Genomic DNA, 17,695 nt, shown 5'->3' on the forward strand with positions numbered 1-17,695 from the left:
CCTGCTTTTCTGCATCAAACGTTGGTCTCTTTATCCATTTCAATCAAGAGACAATTTCCGCTGTGGATGCGAGTCAGGTAATTTGCTCCCCTTGCGGAAAATCTTCTCGCGCAATGTCCCTGATTGATATGCCGTTTGCGCCAGGCCACGTTTTTGCAGCACCGGAACCACATGTTCCACCCACTCGTCCCACCATCCCAGAGTTGTCACTGGCACAACGTTGAAGCCATCCACTCCCGCATCGGCAAACTGTTGTACTTTATCGGCGATTTGCTCCGGTGTACCGGCGAAACGGCCTGGCAACAAGGCGTGTTTGATCAGATATTCACGCCATGTCAGCACCCTGCCCTGACCATAATCAGCATCCACGGCGATGCGGAATTTTGAGCGCATATGCTGGCTGAACTCTTCACGGCGGCTTAGTTCCGTCAACGGCGTGTCCGGGTCAATATTCGCCAGGTCAATACCCGAGCCACCGCTGTAAAAACCCTGCAATGCATTGATGTCGATATTATCGAACAGATATTGCTGCTTGCGTTTCGCTTCTTCTTCCGTCGAACCAATCACCGTCGAGAGCATCACCAGCTTTTTCAAATCTTCAGGCTGGCGTCCGTAATCCACCACATCCTGATTGAGACGAGCAATATCCTTGCGCGCAGTCTCAGGGGTTTGCGATGGCAGGAACGTCACTTCGGCATTGCGCGCCGCAAAATGACGCCCGGCTTCCGAATTGCCTGCCTGGAAGAAGACCGGACTGCGCTGCGGCGAGGGTTCAACGATATGAGGGCCTTCAACACGGTACCGCTTACCAACATGGTTGATTTTGTGAATTTTATCGGCGTCGAAGAAGCGATTGGTCGCCGGATCGTGCAGCACGGCACCGTCCTCCCACGACAACTCCCAAAGCTTATAAACGACATCGAGATACTCCTGCGCCCAGATATAGCGCTCATCATGCGGCACGATCTCGTCGTAACCATAATTACGGAAACCGTTTGATAAGTAGGACGTGACGATATTCCAGCCGATCCGCCCGCGCGTGAATTCGTCCAGCGAGGAGATTTGCCGCGCAAAAGAAAAGGGATGCGCCTGAATAACGTTGCTGGTGACCACCAATCCTAAATGCTCGGTTGCCAGCCCCAAGGCTGAGAGAATGGTTATGGGATCGGGTTCCGGGAATTGCGTCCCGGCGCGAATAGTGGTTTTGCCATCGCCATACTCAATGTCGTACACCCCCACCACATCGGCAATGAACAGCGTGTCGAATAAGCCTTTTTCCAGCGTTTTGACAGTCCTGACATACGCATCCAGCTGATTGTAACCGTACTGCACCTGGCCCTCGGGCGTGCGCCAGTAGCCGTGGCTGTGGTGATTAGGGGTCAGATGGAGAAACCCGTTATAAATCAGTTCACGAGACATAGTTGCTCCGTTAGCCCTTTCAGGCCGGTTCAGCCACACCCAGGCGGGGCAGCGAGGCAAGTAATTTGCGGGTATAAGGATGGTGTGGCCGATAGAAAATCGCATCGGCCGTGCCCTGTTCCACCGCCAGACCGTTTTGCATCACCAACACCCGATCGCTCATATGGTGGATGACGCCAAGGTCATGCGAGATAAACAGATAGCTGACGCCCAGTTGCGTCTGGAGATCCGTCAGCAGATCGAGGATTTGCGCCTGGATGGTGACGTCCAGCGCCGATACCGCCTCATCCAGCACGATGATTTGTGGGTGCGTTGCGATGGCACGGGCAATCGCCACACGCTGACGCTGCCCGCCTGACATGCGTGCTGGCCACTGACGCAGATGTTCAGCACCAAGGCCAACTGACTCAAGCAGACTGATGGCGCGCTCACGCGGTGTTTGTGTCGCGGGATGACGATCCAGTGCGATGGCGTCCAGCAGGATGTCTTCGACCCGCCAGCGTGGATCGAAAGAGGACAGCGGGTCCTGGTAAACCACCGCGATCTGCCGACGAATCTCGCGCTGTTCAGCCGCAGAAGCCTGACTCCAGGGTTGGCCGCGAAAACGCACCTCGCCGCTATCCGGTGATTCCAGCGCCAGCGCAATGCGCGACAGCGTGGTTTTGCCCGACCCCGACTCCCCAACGATGCCCAGCGTCTCACCGCGTTTGAGGGTAAACGAGACATCCGCAAGCGCCGTATGTCCGCGAAAGCGTTTAACGATATGACGGGCTTCCAGCAGCACCTCATCATCTGGCGCATTTGAGCGGACAGGTTCTGCGCTGGGTGCTGAAGTGGCAGCGGAAAGTCGTTGCCCTTTGGTGTGCTCGCTCGGAATCGCATCGATCAAACCCTGGGTATAGGCATGACGCGGCCGTTGCAGCACATCCTGCGTCGCCCCAGCCTCCACAATACTGCCGCCCTGCATCACCAGAATATGGTCAGCAATCTTCGCGACCACCGCCAGATCGTGGCTGATAAGAATGATACTGGTGCCGCGATCCAGCATCTGCCGCAGTACCTCCAGCACCTGCGCCTGCACGGTGACATCTAACGCCGTGGTTGGCTCATCGGCTATCAGCACGTCGGGATGCAGCGCAATCGCAGAGGCGATCAGCGCACGCTGACGTAACCCGCCAGATAACTCGTCAGGACGCTGAGTGGCGCGATGCGCGGCGTGTGGCACACCCACTTCCTCCAGCAAGGCGAGGACCTTTTCCTGACGGCTGGAGGGGGTGCCCCAGCGGTGCAGTGCCAGCGCTTCAGCGATCTCTTTACCCACGGGACGCAGGGGATCGAGGGAAACCAGCGCATCCTGCAAAATAAATCCGACTTTCCGGCCACGTATCTTTCGCCACCAGCGATCGCTACGACCCAGCAGATCTTCCTGTTGCAGTGTAAGCGTCTCGGCCTCTACCCGGAGCTGCTCACCCGCCAATCCGACCAACGAACGTGCCGTGACACTTTTACCGGATCCCGATTCACCCACCAGCGCCAGACATTGCCCGCGTTGCAGGTCAAAACTGACGTTTTTCACGATATGACGCGGTTCCGCATGGTCACTGGTTGCCCAAACGTTTAGTCCGCGCACCTCGATTACCTTGTTATCGCTCATCAGCGCTTCTCCCCTGCGGCACGCTGCTGGATATAGCGGCCGATTTGCGTGAATGACAGCGCCACCAGCACAATGGCGATGCCCGGCAGCACTTCAAGCCACCAGGCGACCGTGACGTTAATTTTCCCGGCTTCCAGCAGCGCGCCCCATTCAGGCGAGGGAGGAACCACACCCAGGCCCAAAAATGACAACCCCGATGCCCAGACCACGGATTGCCCAATCCCCAACGCCACCAGTGAAAACAGCGGGCGGAAAACATTCGGCGCGATATGTTGTAGGAACACCTGATGCCAGCCATGACCCAGCGCACGAGCCGCCTCGACATAGCCGGATTGCCGCACCTGCAACGCCTGCGCCCGCACCAGTCGTGCATAGCCAGGGGCAGTGCCGATGCCGACCGAGATGAGTAAACTGCTGGCGGAAGGTCCCAGCAATGCGACAAACAGCAGTGCCAGTAGCAAAGTGGGGAAAGCCAGCAGAATTTCCAGTAGCCGGTTGACCGGTTCGGCCAGCCAGCGCGGACCTAATGCGGCACTGAAGCCCAGCACTATCGCGCCAAACATCGCAATGACCATGGCACCCAGGCCAATCAGCAGCGATAGCCGGGTTCCCCAGATAATCCGGCTGTAGAGATCGCGGCCAATATCATCCGTACCCAGCCAGTGAGTCAGCGACGGCGGCTGCAATGCCCGCAGGAGATCGGTGCTGAAGGGGTCATGCGTCGCCAGCCATGCCGGTGCGATGGCGGCAACGATAAAGAACAGCGCCACCATGCCTGCCAGCAACACGGAAAACGGTATTCTTCGGGTTACGGCTCTGGCCGGTGCTGTGGTTTTCAGCCCGACGTAATCAGAAAGATGAGTTGTCATGACCGACCTCGCAGGCGGGGATCGATGATCAGGGAGATAAGATCGACCACCAGGTTGATGACGATATAGAGGAAGCTGATGAGGATCACGATCCCCGACACCAGCGCAAAATCTTTATTGCTGACCGCGTTGACCAGCACATTACCCAGCCCCGGACGGGCAAACACCGCCTCCACCAGCACCGCCCCGGACAGCAGGTTGCCAATTGCCCAGCCGCTCAGGGTGATGGCCGGGATCAATGCATGACGCAGCACATGGCGTAAACGCACCCCGGCCAGACTCATCCCACGCGCGCGTGCTGATAGAACAAACGGTTGTTGCAACCGGCTTTCAAATTCCCCACGAATGGCATGCCCGATAAATCCGGCCAGCGGAATCGCCAGCGTGAAAGCTGGCAGTACCGTTCCCCACAGACTGGCACCCCCCACTACCGGAAACCAGCGTAGATCGATGGCGAATACAATCAGCAGCAGGATGCCAATCCAGTACGGCGGCAGCCCGGCCATGATGGTCTCCACCGCTGCACCCAAGGCCCCCAGACGGCGATGCCGCCCGGCGGTCAGTAGCGTCCACGGAATCGCGATCAGCCATGCCAGCAGCAACGCCGCAATGGCCAATGTGAAGGTTGGGAGCAGTTGTTCAGCAATGATGTGTGACACCGGGCGTTGCAACTCAAAAGAGAAGCCCAGATCGGCATGCAGCAGCCGGGATAAATAATGCAGATACTGCTCAGCAATCGGCTTATCAAAACCGTATTGCGCGTTGATCGGGGCTAATTCCGCTGGCGTTCGCTCAATCACCTGCCCGGAGGTAATGTTGAGCAAAATGGTGGCGCGATCGCCAGGCAGCACCGCCAGTACCAGGAAGGTGACGGTGATGGTGCCCCACAGCACGAACACGGCTGCGCCAAGGCGCAGCGCTATCCTGCGCAGTAACCGCGCGCTGCCACCCACCTGCTGCGCTTCGTGCTCGGGTGCGGAGATAATGTCACTCATGGCTTCTCCTTCACAAAGTAAGCATCGTTAAAATTCAGCAATCCATTACCCTGGTCCTGCCACAATCCGCGGATGTTATTGGCAATCGCGACGTTGTAGGTGAAGTTGTAGCCACCAATCGCAATCGCCTGATCGTCAAACCACTGTTGCAGCACCGCAAATTTCTGTTGTCTGAGCTGTGGATCTGGCTCGCGCTGGGCGTCGAGAATCTGCGCTTCGATGCGGGGATTATTGAAAAACGTGGTGTTATTACCGTTGAACGCACCGTTAAGCGTAGGGTTGTAGACAATGTCGAGAATGTTGGGCGACGGCCACACCCAGTAACCAAAGCTGATCTCTTTATCCGCTGGCCGCGAGCGAGCGCCAGCAAAGCCTTCGGTTTGTGTCAGCGGAATCAAATCCAGTTTGATGCCCACGTGCTTGACCTGATCCTGCACCGCCTGCAACATCAGCGCTCCTTCCTGGTCAATGATCGCCTGAATAAAGGGCAGCCGGGCTTCCAGCGTGGTGCCTTCTTTGGTGCGATAGCCTTCAGCATCGCGGCCTGTCCAACCGGCCTCGTCCAGCAGCTGATTCGCTTTGGCGATGTTCTGGCTGTAGCGGTCGTCAACATTCAGATAAAGCGGCGTGCTTTTACTGAGCGAACCATTCCCTTCATACGGCACCGCGCCTTTGAACACGGTTTTGACGATCTGTTTGCGGTCCAGCGCATAAGCAAATGCCTGGCGCACACGCTGATCGGTAAAAGGGCCACGCTGCACGTTAAAGGAAAACGCCTGCGGCCGTCCGGTAGCGACATAAGAGAGGGTCTGATATTGCCGTTGTAGCGCCTGCCATTGCGCCGAGGGCGGTTGGTAGATGATGTCAGCACCGCCGCTGACTAACGCCCCCCAGCGCGTGGTGGCATCTGGCACAAATTTCCACTCCAGATGTTTGATCCACGGCGGTCCGTTATGGTGCGCATTTGGCGGTGCCCAGCGATAATCATCGTTACGCACAAAGCTGATGCCCTCGCCCCTGACCCAACGCACCACTTTCCACGGCCCGGTGCCGACCGGACGCAAACATTTCTGTTCGCTGCTGTTATGTGCCAGTGAATCAGGAGACTGAAAACCATAATGTCCATTCGCCAGAACATTATATATTTCCGGATTCGGCTCAGATAAATGCAGCGCGACGGTATAGTCATCGATTTTGCTGAAGCCGGTCATATAGGTAAAACCATGCCAGCCAATTCCTTTTTGCCATGCCGGATAATTCGCAATCACCGCATCAGCATTAAAGGTGTCGCCATCAGTAAATTTCACGTCGTGCCGTAAATAGAAAGTTATGGTTTTCCGGTCGGCAGATTCTTTCCAACTGGTCGCCAGCCACGGGCGTATTTTCCCGTTGTCGTAACTCACCAGATAATCAAAAACCTGCCGCGATAAATAAGCCTGCTGGACCCAGCCACCCCATAAACAGGGCGGTTCCTGTTCATGCAGGTAGATCAACGTGCCATCACTGTACGCGGGCTGCTGTACCTGCGAAGCACTGGCAGGATTTAGTGCCGTAACCAAGGATATGGCCACCGCAGTGGACAGGAGCGATTGCCGAAAATAATCTTTCATCATCGGGTTTTAGTTTTCTCTTATATTAGCAGGTGTTTTCTCGACAGATTTTGAATAGAACACAGCATGACCATGTGACAAATATCAATATCAGCAGTGGATATGAAAAAAGTTATTTTTTGTTCCGCATAGCGGAAGCCAGGTAACTCATCCTCTTTTGACGATTACTTAGCAGAAAAAAACATTAATGCGGGGACAGGGGATAATGCCATAGTGCCTTTTATTGTGATCGAACATATTATTGCGGGAGACAAATCCAATGTCGCAAACCGATTCTGGCTGGGGTGCTGCCCCTACAGCAAATTACGAACAACTGGCGCAGCAGTTTCGCCCACTGTTTGCCGACATCCGTGCCGGCGCAATTGAACGCGAATTGCAGCGGCAGTTGCCGTTCGAACAGATTGCATGGTTGAAGCAAAGCGGATTCACCGCGCTGCGGGTACCGAAGAGCGCCGGCGGCCAGGGTGCCACCCTGCCAGAACTTTTTAACCTGCTGATTGAGTTGGGTGAAGCGGATTCCAACCTGGTGCAGTCCATACGCGGCCATCTTGGCTTTGTGGAAAATGTCCTCAGCAGCGGCAACAACACCTGGCGCGATACCTGGCTGTCACGTCTGGGGCGCGGTGAAATTGTCGGCCCTGCCTGGAGTGAAACTGGCGAAGCCCGTCAGTCCACCTTTTCTACCCGCATTCAACGTAGCGGCAACCAGTGGCAGCTGAATGGCAAAAAATTCTATACCACCGGCTCCCTCTATTCGGACTGGATCGACGTCGGCCTGACAGATGAAAACAACCAAGGTGTCTCCGTCACCGTGTCACGTACCGCTCCCGGCGTGATGGTACTGGATGACTGGGACGGTTTTGGTCAGACGCTGACGGCGAGCGGGACGGCAATCTTTGACAACGTCGTGATTCAGGATGACGACATCAACGAAGAAGCCCACTTCAAATATTCGCCCGCGTTCTTTCAACTGGTCCATCTGGCGACCATTGCCGGGCTGGGACGAGCGCAAAGTAGCGAAGTTGCCGCGCTGGTGGCAGCTCGAAAGCGCACTTACAGTAACGGCAATGCGTCGCGTGCGGCGCAGGATGCGCAGATCCTTCAGGTCGTCGGACGTCTGCGCGGCGCAGCCTATAGCAGTGGTGCCATTGTGCTGCATGCTGCCCATGCGCTGGAACGTGCGTTTGTGGCACAACAAAGCGGCGATCAGGAGCAGGCTAATCATGCGGTTGCGATCGCCGAACTGGAGGTTTCTCAGTCGCTTAACGTCGTTACTGACCTGCTGCTGAATGCCAGCTCCATCCTGTTTGATGCGCTGGGGGCGTCCGCCACGTTAAAACCGCTGGGATTGGATCGCTTCTGGCGGAATGTCCGTACTTTGTCTTCGCACAATCCACGCGTCTACAAAGACCGGATCGTCGGTGATTTTGCGGTGAACGGCACATTGCCACCCGAACAATGGCGTATTGGTGTGGCCGATATCGATAGCGACATAAAATAATCTTTAACCGGCATTGCACCGCTGGCGATCACCCCAAGTGCAATGCCGTATGCAAAAACGTCACGATAAGAAAAAGAATTAAATATGATTAGCGCAACCTGGCAACCGGGTATCAATTAACAAATCACCCTCAACCTTAATTCCCGTCATACCGACCATTAATGCCCAGTTCAATTGGGTGACCTCGACATTGGTCAGACCTACGGCACAGCGGTCCTGCGCAATCGCACTTGAAATCGCCTCACCCACCTTTGGTACGCCTAGCGGAAACATAATCACTGGATAGCGATCATAACCCGTCACCCTTTTCCCTTTGATGAGTTTTTGATTATCCATCGCAAATTTTTTTGTGCTGGCAACGGTGAGATCACCAATATTTAAAGAGCAAGCAGTAAGCAACGAAACGATACAGGAAATAAATATAATCTTCTTCATCTTAAACCAGAGCGAAAAAGTTAAAAAATAAGCATAAATTTCTTTCAATCTACCTGAAAGCGCATTTACGCCTTCTTTTCCTATAACCTACACAGCAATGGTTTTATTTGCCGTTTCCAGCGGATGCCTATAATTGCTAAGCCTGCATTAACCCTCTGTGACGCTATAAAAGGATTGCCGCCAGCACATAAGCACCACGATCACCAGCACACCAGTTAATGCCGTACCAAGAAACACGCCAGCGAGGCTACCAGGGATGAACTCCATAAAAGATGAGATAAACTGACCAGAGAAAATAGCCATTGAAAGCCGTGCCAGATTTTTCCCGCGACGACGTTCGTGACTTCTTTCCACGGTCATGTGATTGACCAGCGGCACAGAAAGACCAAAGCCGCAACCCATGAACGCACCACCGATGACCAGAACCGGTATGCTGACGGCCAAAGCGAAAACCAACTGGCCCAACACATAACAAATAAAAGCAAGATAGAGGGTATAAAGCTCGTGCAATTTTGCCACGACCTTTGGCATCGCGGCGGCGGCGAACACCGCAACCAGGGAGATAAACGACAGGAAATAGCCCGTCTCGGCTGCACCAATATCCATCTGATGGAAGTATTGTGGAATGATGATAATAGCGGTGAAAAAACAGACCATGGAGAATAATGCGGCAAAATAAATCGGGGTAAGCGCTCTGCGACTCAGATCATCCGTTACGTGAATATCCAATCTTTCCGACACTTCCTGGCGCAATACGGGTTCTGGCACGAAAAGGAACATCATGCCCAGAAATAACCATGACACCAAATACAGCAGGAATGGCCATTGCCATCCCAAAGTAGCCAGTAGCCCACCGATAAAAAGAAAAATGACCCCGCCCAGCTCAATGGACATACCCTGTGTGGCAATCATTTTGAGACGAGCCTGCCCGCTAAAAAACGTAGAGATAAGACTTGTTCCGGCTGACATGACTACTGCCGTCACCCCACCCAGTAGTAGGCGGTCGATAAGCACTGGCACCATCCCGTGCAGAAACACGCCTCCGGCACCCAAGGCACCATACAGGGCCAGACCACCGCATAACGCTTTGTACGCTCCGACCCGATCGATAAACCAACCGGCCAGGGGACCAAAAATCACCACGCCAAGAGAGGGAACTGTGACCAGCCAGCTTGCTGCCGCTGGTGTCCCAAGATTTTCTGCGATTTCTGTCAGGCCAGGCACGATGACGCAGCCGACCATAATCGTCAGACAGGCAACCGCAAGCAGTGTCACTGTGCCCGCTTTGCTGATTGTTTGCATTGCTCCTCCCTCATGACCATTTAATGGATATGATGTCCAATATGTGGACAGATATCTTTCAGCATTTTTCGCCATAAGTCAAAAATGTTGGCTATCAAATGCTCAGGCATTAGCTATCCAATTGATTAAACGTCATTAATATGGTTAGGTTGAACGCTCTAATCAGGTCGACGCGTTGACAGAAATTCATTAGCAAATGGCGTTACATCACAACGATTTTTAAGGCGGGAGTTATGGCTGGCGATTCGGAGCAAAGCGGTTCACAGGTAATAGCACGTGCAGCGATCATCCTGCGCACGCTTGAAACTCAACCCAAAGGCCTGACCATTACTGAGCTTGCCAGGCAGACGGGCCTTGCACGCGCCACTGTTCATCGTCTGGTGGCCTCGCTGGAACAACAGCAATTGTTGATGGCAAACGGTGGTGAGATCCGCCTGGGGCCTGCGCTCGCCAGACTGGCAGCGGCGGCACATACCGATGTGATCGCCCTGGCCCGCCCGGCTATGGAAACGCTGGGTCGCCGCACACGTGAAACGGTAGATTTGAGTGTTTATCGTGGAAGCCACGCAGTGTCAGTCAGCCAGTATGTTTCTGATCAGGAACTTCGGGTGGTATCCGCCGTGGGAACAGCGTTTCCCAGCCACTGTACCGCGCATGGCAAAGCCCTGCTCGCACAAATTGATGATCAGACCATTGCCAGCGTTTTCGGCGAGCAGATTGAAGTACGCACCCAGTATTCACACGGTAATTTAGCGGCATTGTTAGCCGATGTTGCCCAGATTCGTGAACGTGGTTATGCAGTGGATACTGAGGAACATGCCCTTGGCGTATGCGGCCTGGGCGTCAGTATCAATGCGCATCTGAATGAACATTATGCTATTTCGCTGGCCATACCGGCGCTACGCTTTGAGGATAACTTCACCCTACTGTTAAGTGCGTTAAAGCAATGCAAATCAGAAATTGAAGCTCTGGTACGAGCCAATTAATTCCGCCTTTCGATGACTTTCTCAGGTCTCTGGTTGATGACATCGGTGACTTTGCTTGAATGACAACGGAGCCGTGACCATGAAATTAACAGATGAAATTGGACAGCTCTATGAACAAACATCTGCTGCCACTCTGAGAAAATGGGCTAACCAACCTCACCACGCAAGATCTCTAACACCTCCCGCCTGGCATCCAACAAAATTAGCCATCGTCACCGGCATGACGCCGCCCATGCCCCCAGCGCTAAAACAACTGCGACAACAACTTGCAGCCATGGCGGATGGCGATCAAAAGGCAGATGTGGTTCCGGCAGCATCATTTCATATCACTTTTATGGCGATTACCGACTCAATCTATGATGGCGCGGTTTTACCTGAACACAGTGATGAGGTGATCCATTTATTCCACTCACTGAGACTTCATCACCTACGGTTAAGCGCATTACGCTTAGTGGCCCTGCCCAACCAGTTGCTGATTGCAGGCATTGCCGACGAGAGCTGTGTGGCTGAACGCAAGAAATTTGCTGATGGTTTGCTTGCCAGTTCATGGTCAGCCTCGGTGAAAAACCGCTACGGCAATATCACCCTGCCGCCGCCTTTCTGGCACAGCACGCTGCTGCGCTATCGGGCCGAGACATTGCCTGAATGTTACCGCCAGTTTTTTATCCAGCATCGCCAGCTATTGATACCCGAAGTCACCGGCAAGCTGCGTTTGGTGATGTCGAATTACAACTGGACTGAGGTGCATGACTTTGCTGATTGCACTTAAAGCAGGAGGGAAATCATGTAATTAACACCGGGCTTCCGGCTTTGTGTAACCAGGCTGTAACTATTTTTTCTCAACTCATCTACTGAAAATCCTAATCCCTCCGATAACTCCTCCATGTCGTTTTTAAATTAAAAAATGATCATTTTTGAGGTCATTCGGGAGTGCGTGTGAGGGGATATATTTACCGCTTAATGTGGCGGGTTCGCTTGTTAACAATAAAACAGAGCGGAGCCAGCCATGACTGAAATTATCCCGGTGGTGAGCCTGGCGGCATCTGCATCTGACAATGCCGCAGAGTCAGTCCCTTATCCCTTCGTCCTTCCTCCCGATCGTCCTTCAATCAAGGGACCCGCGGGCATTTTCTACGACTTCAATGATGGCGTGCGGATCCTGCTGCCCGCAGGGCGCTGGCGTGTTGCCATACTGGACAACGACTCAGACAACATCCTGTTTCATTGTGAGTCCGGGGCGGGCTGGGTCACGTCGGCAAAGAAGTATTTTGTCTGTTTCCGCATCCAGGTCTGGCGTGGTGATGAAAAGGTTCCCTTGCTGGATGAAACCCTGTCATTGAAAGGCCGGGACGTACTGATTTCTTTCCCCACCGGCACGCTCGGCGACCTGCTCGGCTGGTTTCACTACGCAGAGCGTTTCCGCGTGCGACACCAGTGCCAACTGGAATGCGTAATGGCACCGAACATCATTGCCCTGCTGGAAGGCCAGTACCCGGATATACGCTTCTCCAGCCCGGACGCCGTCGTGCAGCGTTCCCCGTATGCCACATATCGGGTTGGCTTGTTCTTTGGCGGCAACGATACCCACCAGCCGATTGACTTCCGCCAGACCGGTTTCCACCGCATCGCCGGACATATTCTCGGCGTGGACCCTCGCGAGGCGCCCCCGCGCCTCAACCTGAGCGCGCCGCGCACCATCACCGAGCCTTATGTCTGCATCGCTGTCCAGTCCACCTCTCAGGCCAAGTTCTGGAACAACGGGCACGGCTGGGCGGAGGTGGTGGCGCACCTGAAATCTCTGGGCTACCGGGTACTGTGCATTGACCGTGAGGCCCGCACCGGTCGCGGCTTCGTCTGGAATCACATCCCCTTTGGCGCCGAAGACTTTACCGGCAACCTTCCCCTGCAAGATCGGGTGGACCTGCTCCGTCACGCCAGTTTCTTTATCGGCCTGGCCAGTGGACTGTCCTGGCTTGCCTGGGCAGCACAGATACCGGTGGTGCTTATCAGCGGATTCAGCCTGCCGGGTGCCGAATTTTATACACCCTGGCGGGTGTTCAGCAGTCACGGTTGCAGCGGCTGTTGGGACAGCCTGCAGGAGACCTTCGACCATCGGGACTTCTTTTGGTGTCCCCGTCACAAGGGAACCGACCGACAATTCGAGTGCACCCGCCTGATTACCGGAAAACAGGTCTGTCGCGTAACTGACCAGCTCCATGCGCAACTGCATGGGCATTAAAAAACTACACACAAGGTGACCTGTTCACCTGCATACAATAAAACAAAGAGAGACTGGGAAATGAATAAGGCTTACAGGATTGTCTGGAGCGCTGCGCGTCAGGCGTGGGTAGTGGCATCAGAGCGCGCCGGCAGCGGTGGACGTCCACCGTTGGCGGTAAAGAAGGCGGCAGGCGCAATCCTGCTGCTGGGGGCTGGTATCGCATCACAGCCAGTCTGGGCGACATATTACATGGGCACCGTTGTTTCAGGAGCCGGCGTCTCGCAAACGCTTAACAATGGTGATGACGCAGAAAATGTTACTGTGACCAGCAATGCCCGGCAGTACATCAGTGCCGGTGCTGAAGCAACGTTAACGACAGTGACCAACAGTGGCAATCAGGTGATTTACTCCGGGGGCTTAGCGTATTCGACGACGTTAAGTGACAGCGGATCTTATCAGTACGTCAACAGTGGTGCCGAGGCATGGTTCACAACGGTCAACAATGAGGCAACACAATATGTCTCAGCGGGTGGTTACGTTTACTGGACCATCCTGAGTAGTGGCGGCACTCTCGAACTGACGCCGAATGCCTCGGCTTATGATATTACCGTGAATTCCGGCGGGCGAGCGCATATTGCTGGTGGTTCAGCCGGTTGGATAACGCTGAATTCAGGTGGTGCCTTAACGGTAACAGCTGGCGGTGTCGCCACGGCTATCTCTCAGCTGGCTGGTGGGGCATTGACGGCGGATACCAGTACCACGCTTGACGGCAACAATAGCCTCGGCGCATTTTCTGTCAGCGGCGGGCAGGCCAATAACCTGCTGCTGGAGAATAACGGCATATTCAGTGTGCTGTCCGGTGGTAACGCGACGAATACCACCGTTGGCTCCGCAGGGTTGGCTGTCGTTATGAGCGGCGGCACGGCTGACGGCACCACCGTGAATAGCGGTGGCAGACAGATCATTTACAGTGGTGGCTCCGCTACCGCTTCAATACTCAATGGCGGACTGGAAACGGTAGAGGGGACGGCAACGGGCACCACCATTAACCAGTATGGTGAGCAAGACGTCAACACGGGTGGTCTGGCCATTGGCACTACCATCAATTCAACGGGTACTCAGTATGTCTACGGCACGGCCACTTCCGCCATCGTGAATTCCGGCGGTGTGCAGTATGTGCAGAGCGATGGCAGTACCAGCGCCACCACCGTGAACAGCGGTGGCTACCTGACGATCTACGGCGGAGGCTCCTCCACCTCTTCAATACTTAATGGTGGACGGGAGACGGTAGAAGGAACGGCCACGGGGACCACTATTAACGAAAATGGCGAGCAAGACGTCATTATCGGGGGCCTTGCCACCAGCACTGTCGTCAATTCTGCGGGTACTCAGGAAGTCTATGGCAGCGCCACGGCTACCACCGTGAATTCTGGCGGTGTGCAGTTCGTAGAAAGCGGTGGCAACGCCAGCGCAACGACCGTCGAGGGCGGAAACCAGTTCGTCGTCAGCGGCGGTACAGCAACTGGCACGGTGGTGAATGCGGGCGGCCAGCTGAATACCTACGGCAGTGTGACCTCCGCCACCCTTAATGCTGACGGTAGAATGTTCCTCTACGGTACAGGATCGACAGTTTCGACGCAGATCAATTCGGGTGGCAGCGAGTATGTCAATTCAGGTACATCAAGCACTTCCGCCACGGTGAATGCAGGTGGCTACCAGACGGTATACGCCGGAGGATCAGCCGTCGCTGCTACCGTGTCAGGTGGTACTCAGCAGGTCTTCGGTGAGGCCACGTCAACCACGCTGAATTCCGGCGGCGCGCAGTATGTTTACAGCGGCGGTACGGCGACCGATACGCTGATCGGCAGTGGTGCCGCGCAGGGCATCTCCGGGACGGCCAACTCAACCACGGTCGCGGCTGGCGGTGCACAATACGTTTACAACAGCGGCAGTGCGAACTGGACCACCGTGACCAATAACGGTTACATGAACGTCATGAGCGGCGGCGCTGCGTCGGGTACCAAAGTGAACTCCGGAGGCACGCTGTCTGCCAATGATGGTGCTGTCGTCACCGATTTGACGCTGGCATCCGGCGCAGTGCTGAATACCACCACCAGTGCAACCTTGGCCGGTACCAACGCGCTCGGTGCCTTTTCCATCAGCGGCGGGCAAGCGCAGAATGTGCTGCTTGAGAACAACGGCTTCCTGAACGTGGAAACCGGAGGCACGGCAACCGGAACGGTCATTAATCAGGGCGGCTGGGAATACATTAACGGCAGTGCCACCGGCACCACCGTGAATTCAGGCGGATTGCAGTCGGTGACATTCGGTGGCACCACCACTGATACCGTGGTGAACTCAGGCGGTGAGCAAGATGTCGCGGGCACCGCCATCTCAACCACCGTCAACTCCGGTGGTACGCTGACCGTGTTTAACGGCGGCCTCGCCTCCAGTTCTGTCATCAACAACGGCGGCCAGCTAACGGTTAACAGTGGTGGTACCGCTACTGACACAACGGTGGCGTCGGGTGGCCTGCTGAACATTGCTGACGGCGGCATTCTGACGCTCGCAAACAACGGCTTCGTGAACGACGGCGTTACTACCTATGACACCAGCACCGATGTCGCGCTGAACACCACCATCTCCGGCAGCGGGCAACTGACCAAGAACGGTTCCGGGGCACTCACGTTGGGTGGCACCTTTAGCCAGTCGCAGGTTAACCTGAATGACGGTTCGTTGATCATGGACGGCCTGCAGGCCACCACCAACATTGTGGCACAGTCCGGTACGTCCCTGTCGCTGGTCAACAGCACCACCCTGACCGGTATCATCGACCCGACTGACGTGAGTATTGACCAGAGCAGTAGCTGGAACATCACCGGCGACTCACTGGTAGATACCCTGACTAACGCCGGCAGCATCACCTTCGTTCCGTCGCAAGGGGCATTTACCCCTTATACCCTGACCGTGACCAATCTGGTCGGCAATGGCGGCACCATCACGATGTATACCGTGGCGGGTGACAGCAGTTCACCGACCGATAAACTGGTGATCGACGGCGGGCAGGCGACGGGCAGTACCGGACTGCTGGTGCTGAACCGCGGCGGGCTGGGTGCCCAGACCACCGGCAACGGCATCGCATTGATTGAGGCGATTAACGGAGCGACGACAGATGTGGGCGCGTTCACCCTCAATCAACCGTTGGTGGCCGGTGCGTACTCTTACACCCTCTACCGCAATGCCGATCAGAGCTGGTATCTGACTTCCCAGCTGACGCAAACCCCTGACACAGATACCGGCACCACGGATCCTGATGACAGCGGTTCCACACCGTCCACTGGCGTGACTGAACAGGCGAACTACCGCGACGGTATGTGGAGCTACGCGGCACTGCCGTCGCTGTCGCTCGACTTCGATCGCCTGGTGGCAGGTTCGGCTGACACGCGTTTCCATTATGCACCGGACAGCCGGATGTGGGGACGTCTGGCAGCAGGCCAGTCCCACCATGCTGACAGTGGAACCCTGACCGGCGGCAGCGTGCCGCAAAGCAACAGCGCGTATACCTTCCTGCAACTGGGTGGTGATCTCTGGCAACTTGACGGCGCAAATGCCGACTGGCGGGCAGGTGTCTATGCGGCCTCCGGTCTGATGCGTAGTGACGTCTGGCGCGACCATGGCCGCAATGCAGCGGGTACGGACCGCGACACAGCCTATACCGGCGGTGCCTACCTGTCGGGCCGCAGTCACGCGGGCTTGCATCTTGACGGCCTGGTACAGGCAACGCACCACAGCATCTCGACCGATTCGAACGACGGCACACGCCTGTCAACCAACGGTACCGGCTGGCTGGCAACGGCGGAAATCGGGCAGGCCTTCAGCGTGGGATCAGGTCTGTCACTGGAACCGCAGTTGCAGTACACGGTACAAGGCCTGAGTCTGGATGATGGGCAGGATGGCGCGGCCTCACTCAACTGGTCCGATACTCACCGTCAGTCGGTGCGCGCCGGACTGAAGGTGGGTACGTCGGAGGATACCAAGGCGAAGTTAAGCTGGTGGGTAACCCCATCGTTAACGCAAAGCTACGGTGGTCATAGCGGGGTAACGGCATCAGTACCGGGCGTGGCGGATTCAGAAGCGTCATTCCGCAGCAACCTGTCAGGCACTGGCGTCGGGATCAACGGTGGTGTGGATGCACATATCCGTCAGAACGTGACGTTGGGTGTGCAGGCAGGCTGGTCTGATGCACTGCACGGCGGAGAATCCGGCGGCTACTACGGTCAGGTCAGACTGGGTGTGTCGTTCCGGTAATCAGACGGCGGTGCCGCGGTGCCGCAATACTGATAGTTTAAAGAGCGATTGATCGGTCCTTAATAACGGCTTCCATATCAGGAAGCCGTTTTCTTATGTCGTTAGCCCTGCCGATTTTCTGTTTGATTCAAAACCTATTTTTTAACCAATGCATCACAAACGATGGGCTTCAGCGGTATTTTGGAGTACAGCCCGCGTTTCCCACTGCTCATTATCTGCAAGGGGTAATTGGGTAAAAATTTCTGACATATATAGATTCCAATCTTTTTTATATCTGTAAATTTTTACGTGTATAAATAATCGAGAAAAATATATATGACCCCTAAAACATGTATAGTTTTCATCACTTTTTATACACGTTTTTCCTGTCAGCCCTCCGCGCAAACGTACCCGAT

General features: G+C 55.3%; 12 protein-coding genes. 5 read left to right on the forward strand and 7 right to left on the reverse strand.

The genetic code is table 11. From position 1 onward, the window contains the following. Nucleotides 1-39 precede the first annotated feature (39 nt). The 5 genes from PAT9B_RS26520 to PAT9B_RS26540 are packed head-to-tail and all read right to left on the reverse strand — an operon-like array spanning nucleotide 40 to nucleotide 6,496. Nucleotides 40-1,419, reverse strand: coding sequence for an NtaA/DmoA family FMN-dependent monooxygenase (locus PAT9B_RS26520; RefSeq protein WP_013512366.1), 1,380 nt, complete (start codon nucleotides 1,417-1,419; stop codon nucleotides 40-42). 19 nt (nucleotides 1,420-1,438) lie between these two features. After that, the gene (locus PAT9B_RS26525) at nucleotides 1,439-3,073 is read right to left on the reverse strand and encodes an ABC transporter ATP-binding protein (protein WP_013512367.1); all 1,635 of its coding nucleotides are present in this window, start codon (nucleotides 3,071-3,073) and stop codon (nucleotides 1,439-1,441) included. Continuing rightward, nucleotides 3,073-3,942 carry an ABC transporter permease gene (locus PAT9B_RS26530; protein WP_013512368.1) on the reverse strand — a complete coding sequence of 290 codons (870 nt, stop codon included), beginning with the start codon at nucleotides 3,940-3,942 and terminating at the stop codon, nucleotides 3,073-3,075. The genes PAT9B_RS26525 and PAT9B_RS26530 overlap by 1 nt, the downstream gene beginning before the upstream one ends. Continuing rightward, the gene (locus tag PAT9B_RS26535) at nucleotides 3,939-4,937 is read right to left on the reverse strand and encodes an ABC transporter permease (RefSeq protein WP_013512369.1); all 999 of its coding nucleotides are present in this window, start codon (nucleotides 4,935-4,937) and stop codon (nucleotides 3,939-3,941) included. Before PAT9B_RS26535 ends, PAT9B_RS26530 begins: the two co-directional genes overlap by 4 nt. Next, nucleotides 4,934-6,496, reverse strand: coding sequence for an ABC transporter substrate-binding protein (locus tag PAT9B_RS26540; protein ID WP_223300530.1), 1,563 nt, complete (start codon nucleotides 6,494-6,496; stop codon nucleotides 4,934-4,936). Before PAT9B_RS26540 ends, PAT9B_RS26535 begins: the two co-directional genes overlap by 4 nt. 310 nt (nucleotides 6,497-6,806) lie before the next feature. Between PAT9B_RS26540 and PAT9B_RS26545 the strand changes: the two genes are divergently transcribed. Further along, nucleotides 6,807-8,048, forward strand: coding sequence for an acyl-CoA dehydrogenase family protein (locus PAT9B_RS26545; RefSeq protein WP_013512371.1), 1,242 nt, complete (start codon nucleotides 6,807-6,809; stop codon nucleotides 8,046-8,048). A 78-nt stretch (nucleotides 8,049-8,126) separates the two neighbouring features. On the opposite strand, the gene PAT9B_RS26550 is transcribed toward PAT9B_RS26545, so the two are convergent. Further along, the gene (locus PAT9B_RS26550; RefSeq protein ID WP_223300526.1) at nucleotides 8,127-8,531 is read right to left on the reverse strand and encodes a hypothetical protein; all 405 of its coding nucleotides are present in this window, start codon (nucleotides 8,529-8,531) and stop codon (nucleotides 8,127-8,129) included. 99 nt (nucleotides 8,532-8,630) lie between these two features. Beyond that, nucleotides 8,631-9,785 (reverse strand): MFS transporter, encoded by a 1,155-nt coding sequence (locus tag PAT9B_RS26555; protein ID WP_013512373.1) that lies wholly within the window; start codon nucleotides 9,783-9,785, stop codon nucleotides 8,631-8,633. Between the two features lie 233 nt (nucleotides 9,786-10,018). Between PAT9B_RS26555 and PAT9B_RS26560 the strand changes: the two genes are divergently transcribed. From PAT9B_RS26560 to PAT9B_RS26575, 4 genes are all read left to right on the forward strand, one after another. After that, nucleotides 10,019-10,771 (forward strand): IclR family transcriptional regulator, encoded by a 753-nt coding sequence (locus tag PAT9B_RS26560; RefSeq protein ID WP_013512374.1) that lies wholly within the window; start codon nucleotides 10,019-10,021, stop codon nucleotides 10,769-10,771. A 79-nt stretch (nucleotides 10,772-10,850) separates the two neighbouring features. Next, the gene (locus PAT9B_RS26565) at nucleotides 10,851-11,540 is read left to right on the forward strand and encodes a hypothetical protein (protein ID WP_013512375.1); all 690 of its coding nucleotides are present in this window, start codon (nucleotides 10,851-10,853) and stop codon (nucleotides 11,538-11,540) included. A 237-nt stretch (nucleotides 11,541-11,777) separates the two neighbouring features. Beyond that, nucleotides 11,778-13,010 (forward strand): autotransporter strand-loop-strand O-heptosyltransferase, encoded by a 1,233-nt coding sequence (locus tag PAT9B_RS26570; protein WP_013512376.1) that lies wholly within the window; start codon nucleotides 11,778-11,780, stop codon nucleotides 13,008-13,010. A 60-nt stretch (nucleotides 13,011-13,070) separates the two neighbouring features. After that, on the forward strand, nucleotides 13,071-17,300 hold the full coding sequence (locus PAT9B_RS26575; protein ID WP_013512377.1) for an AIDA repeat-containing protein: 4,230 nt from the start codon (nucleotides 13,071-13,073) through the stop codon (nucleotides 17,298-17,300). The last annotated feature ends 395 nt before the right edge of the window (nucleotides 17,301-17,695 follow it).

This window comes from Pantoea sp. At-9b, from assembly GCF_000175935.2.
GTDB lineage: Bacteria > Pseudomonadota > Gammaproteobacteria > Enterobacterales > Enterobacteriaceae > Pantoea.

Coding starts and splice junctions, on each gene's coding strand:
- PAT9B_RS26525 (WP_013512367.1), bottom strand. CDS start 3,073: ATGAGCGATAACAAGGTAATCGAGGTGCGCGGACTAAACGTTTGGGCA.
- PAT9B_RS26565 (WP_013512375.1), top strand. CDS start 10,851: ATGAAATTAACAGATGAAATTGGACAGCTCTATGAACAAACATCTGCT.
- PAT9B_RS26545 (WP_013512371.1), top strand. CDS start 6,807: ATGTCGCAAACCGATTCTGGCTGGGGTGCTGCCCCTACAGCAAATTAC.
- PAT9B_RS26560 (WP_013512374.1), top strand. CDS start 10,019: ATGGCTGGCGATTCGGAGCAAAGCGGTTCACAGGTAATAGCACGTGCA.
- PAT9B_RS26535 (WP_013512369.1), bottom strand. CDS start 4,937: ATGAGTGACATTATCTCCGCACCCGAGCACGAAGCGCAGCAGGTGGGT.
- PAT9B_RS26555 (WP_013512373.1), bottom strand. CDS start 9,785: ATGCAAACAATCAGCAAAGCGGGCACAGTGACACTGCTTGCGGTTGCC.
- PAT9B_RS26520 (WP_013512366.1), bottom strand. CDS start 1,419: ATGTCTCGTGAACTGATTTATAACGGGTTTCTCCATCTGACCCCTAAT.
- PAT9B_RS26570 (WP_013512376.1), top strand. CDS start 11,778: ATGACTGAAATTATCCCGGTGGTGAGCCTGGCGGCATCTGCATCTGAC.
- PAT9B_RS26575 (WP_013512377.1), top strand. CDS start 13,071: ATGAATAAGGCTTACAGGATTGTCTGGAGCGCTGCGCGTCAGGCGTGG.
- PAT9B_RS26530 (WP_013512368.1), bottom strand. CDS start 3,942: ATGACAACTCATCTTTCTGATTACGTCGGGCTGAAAACCACAGCACCG.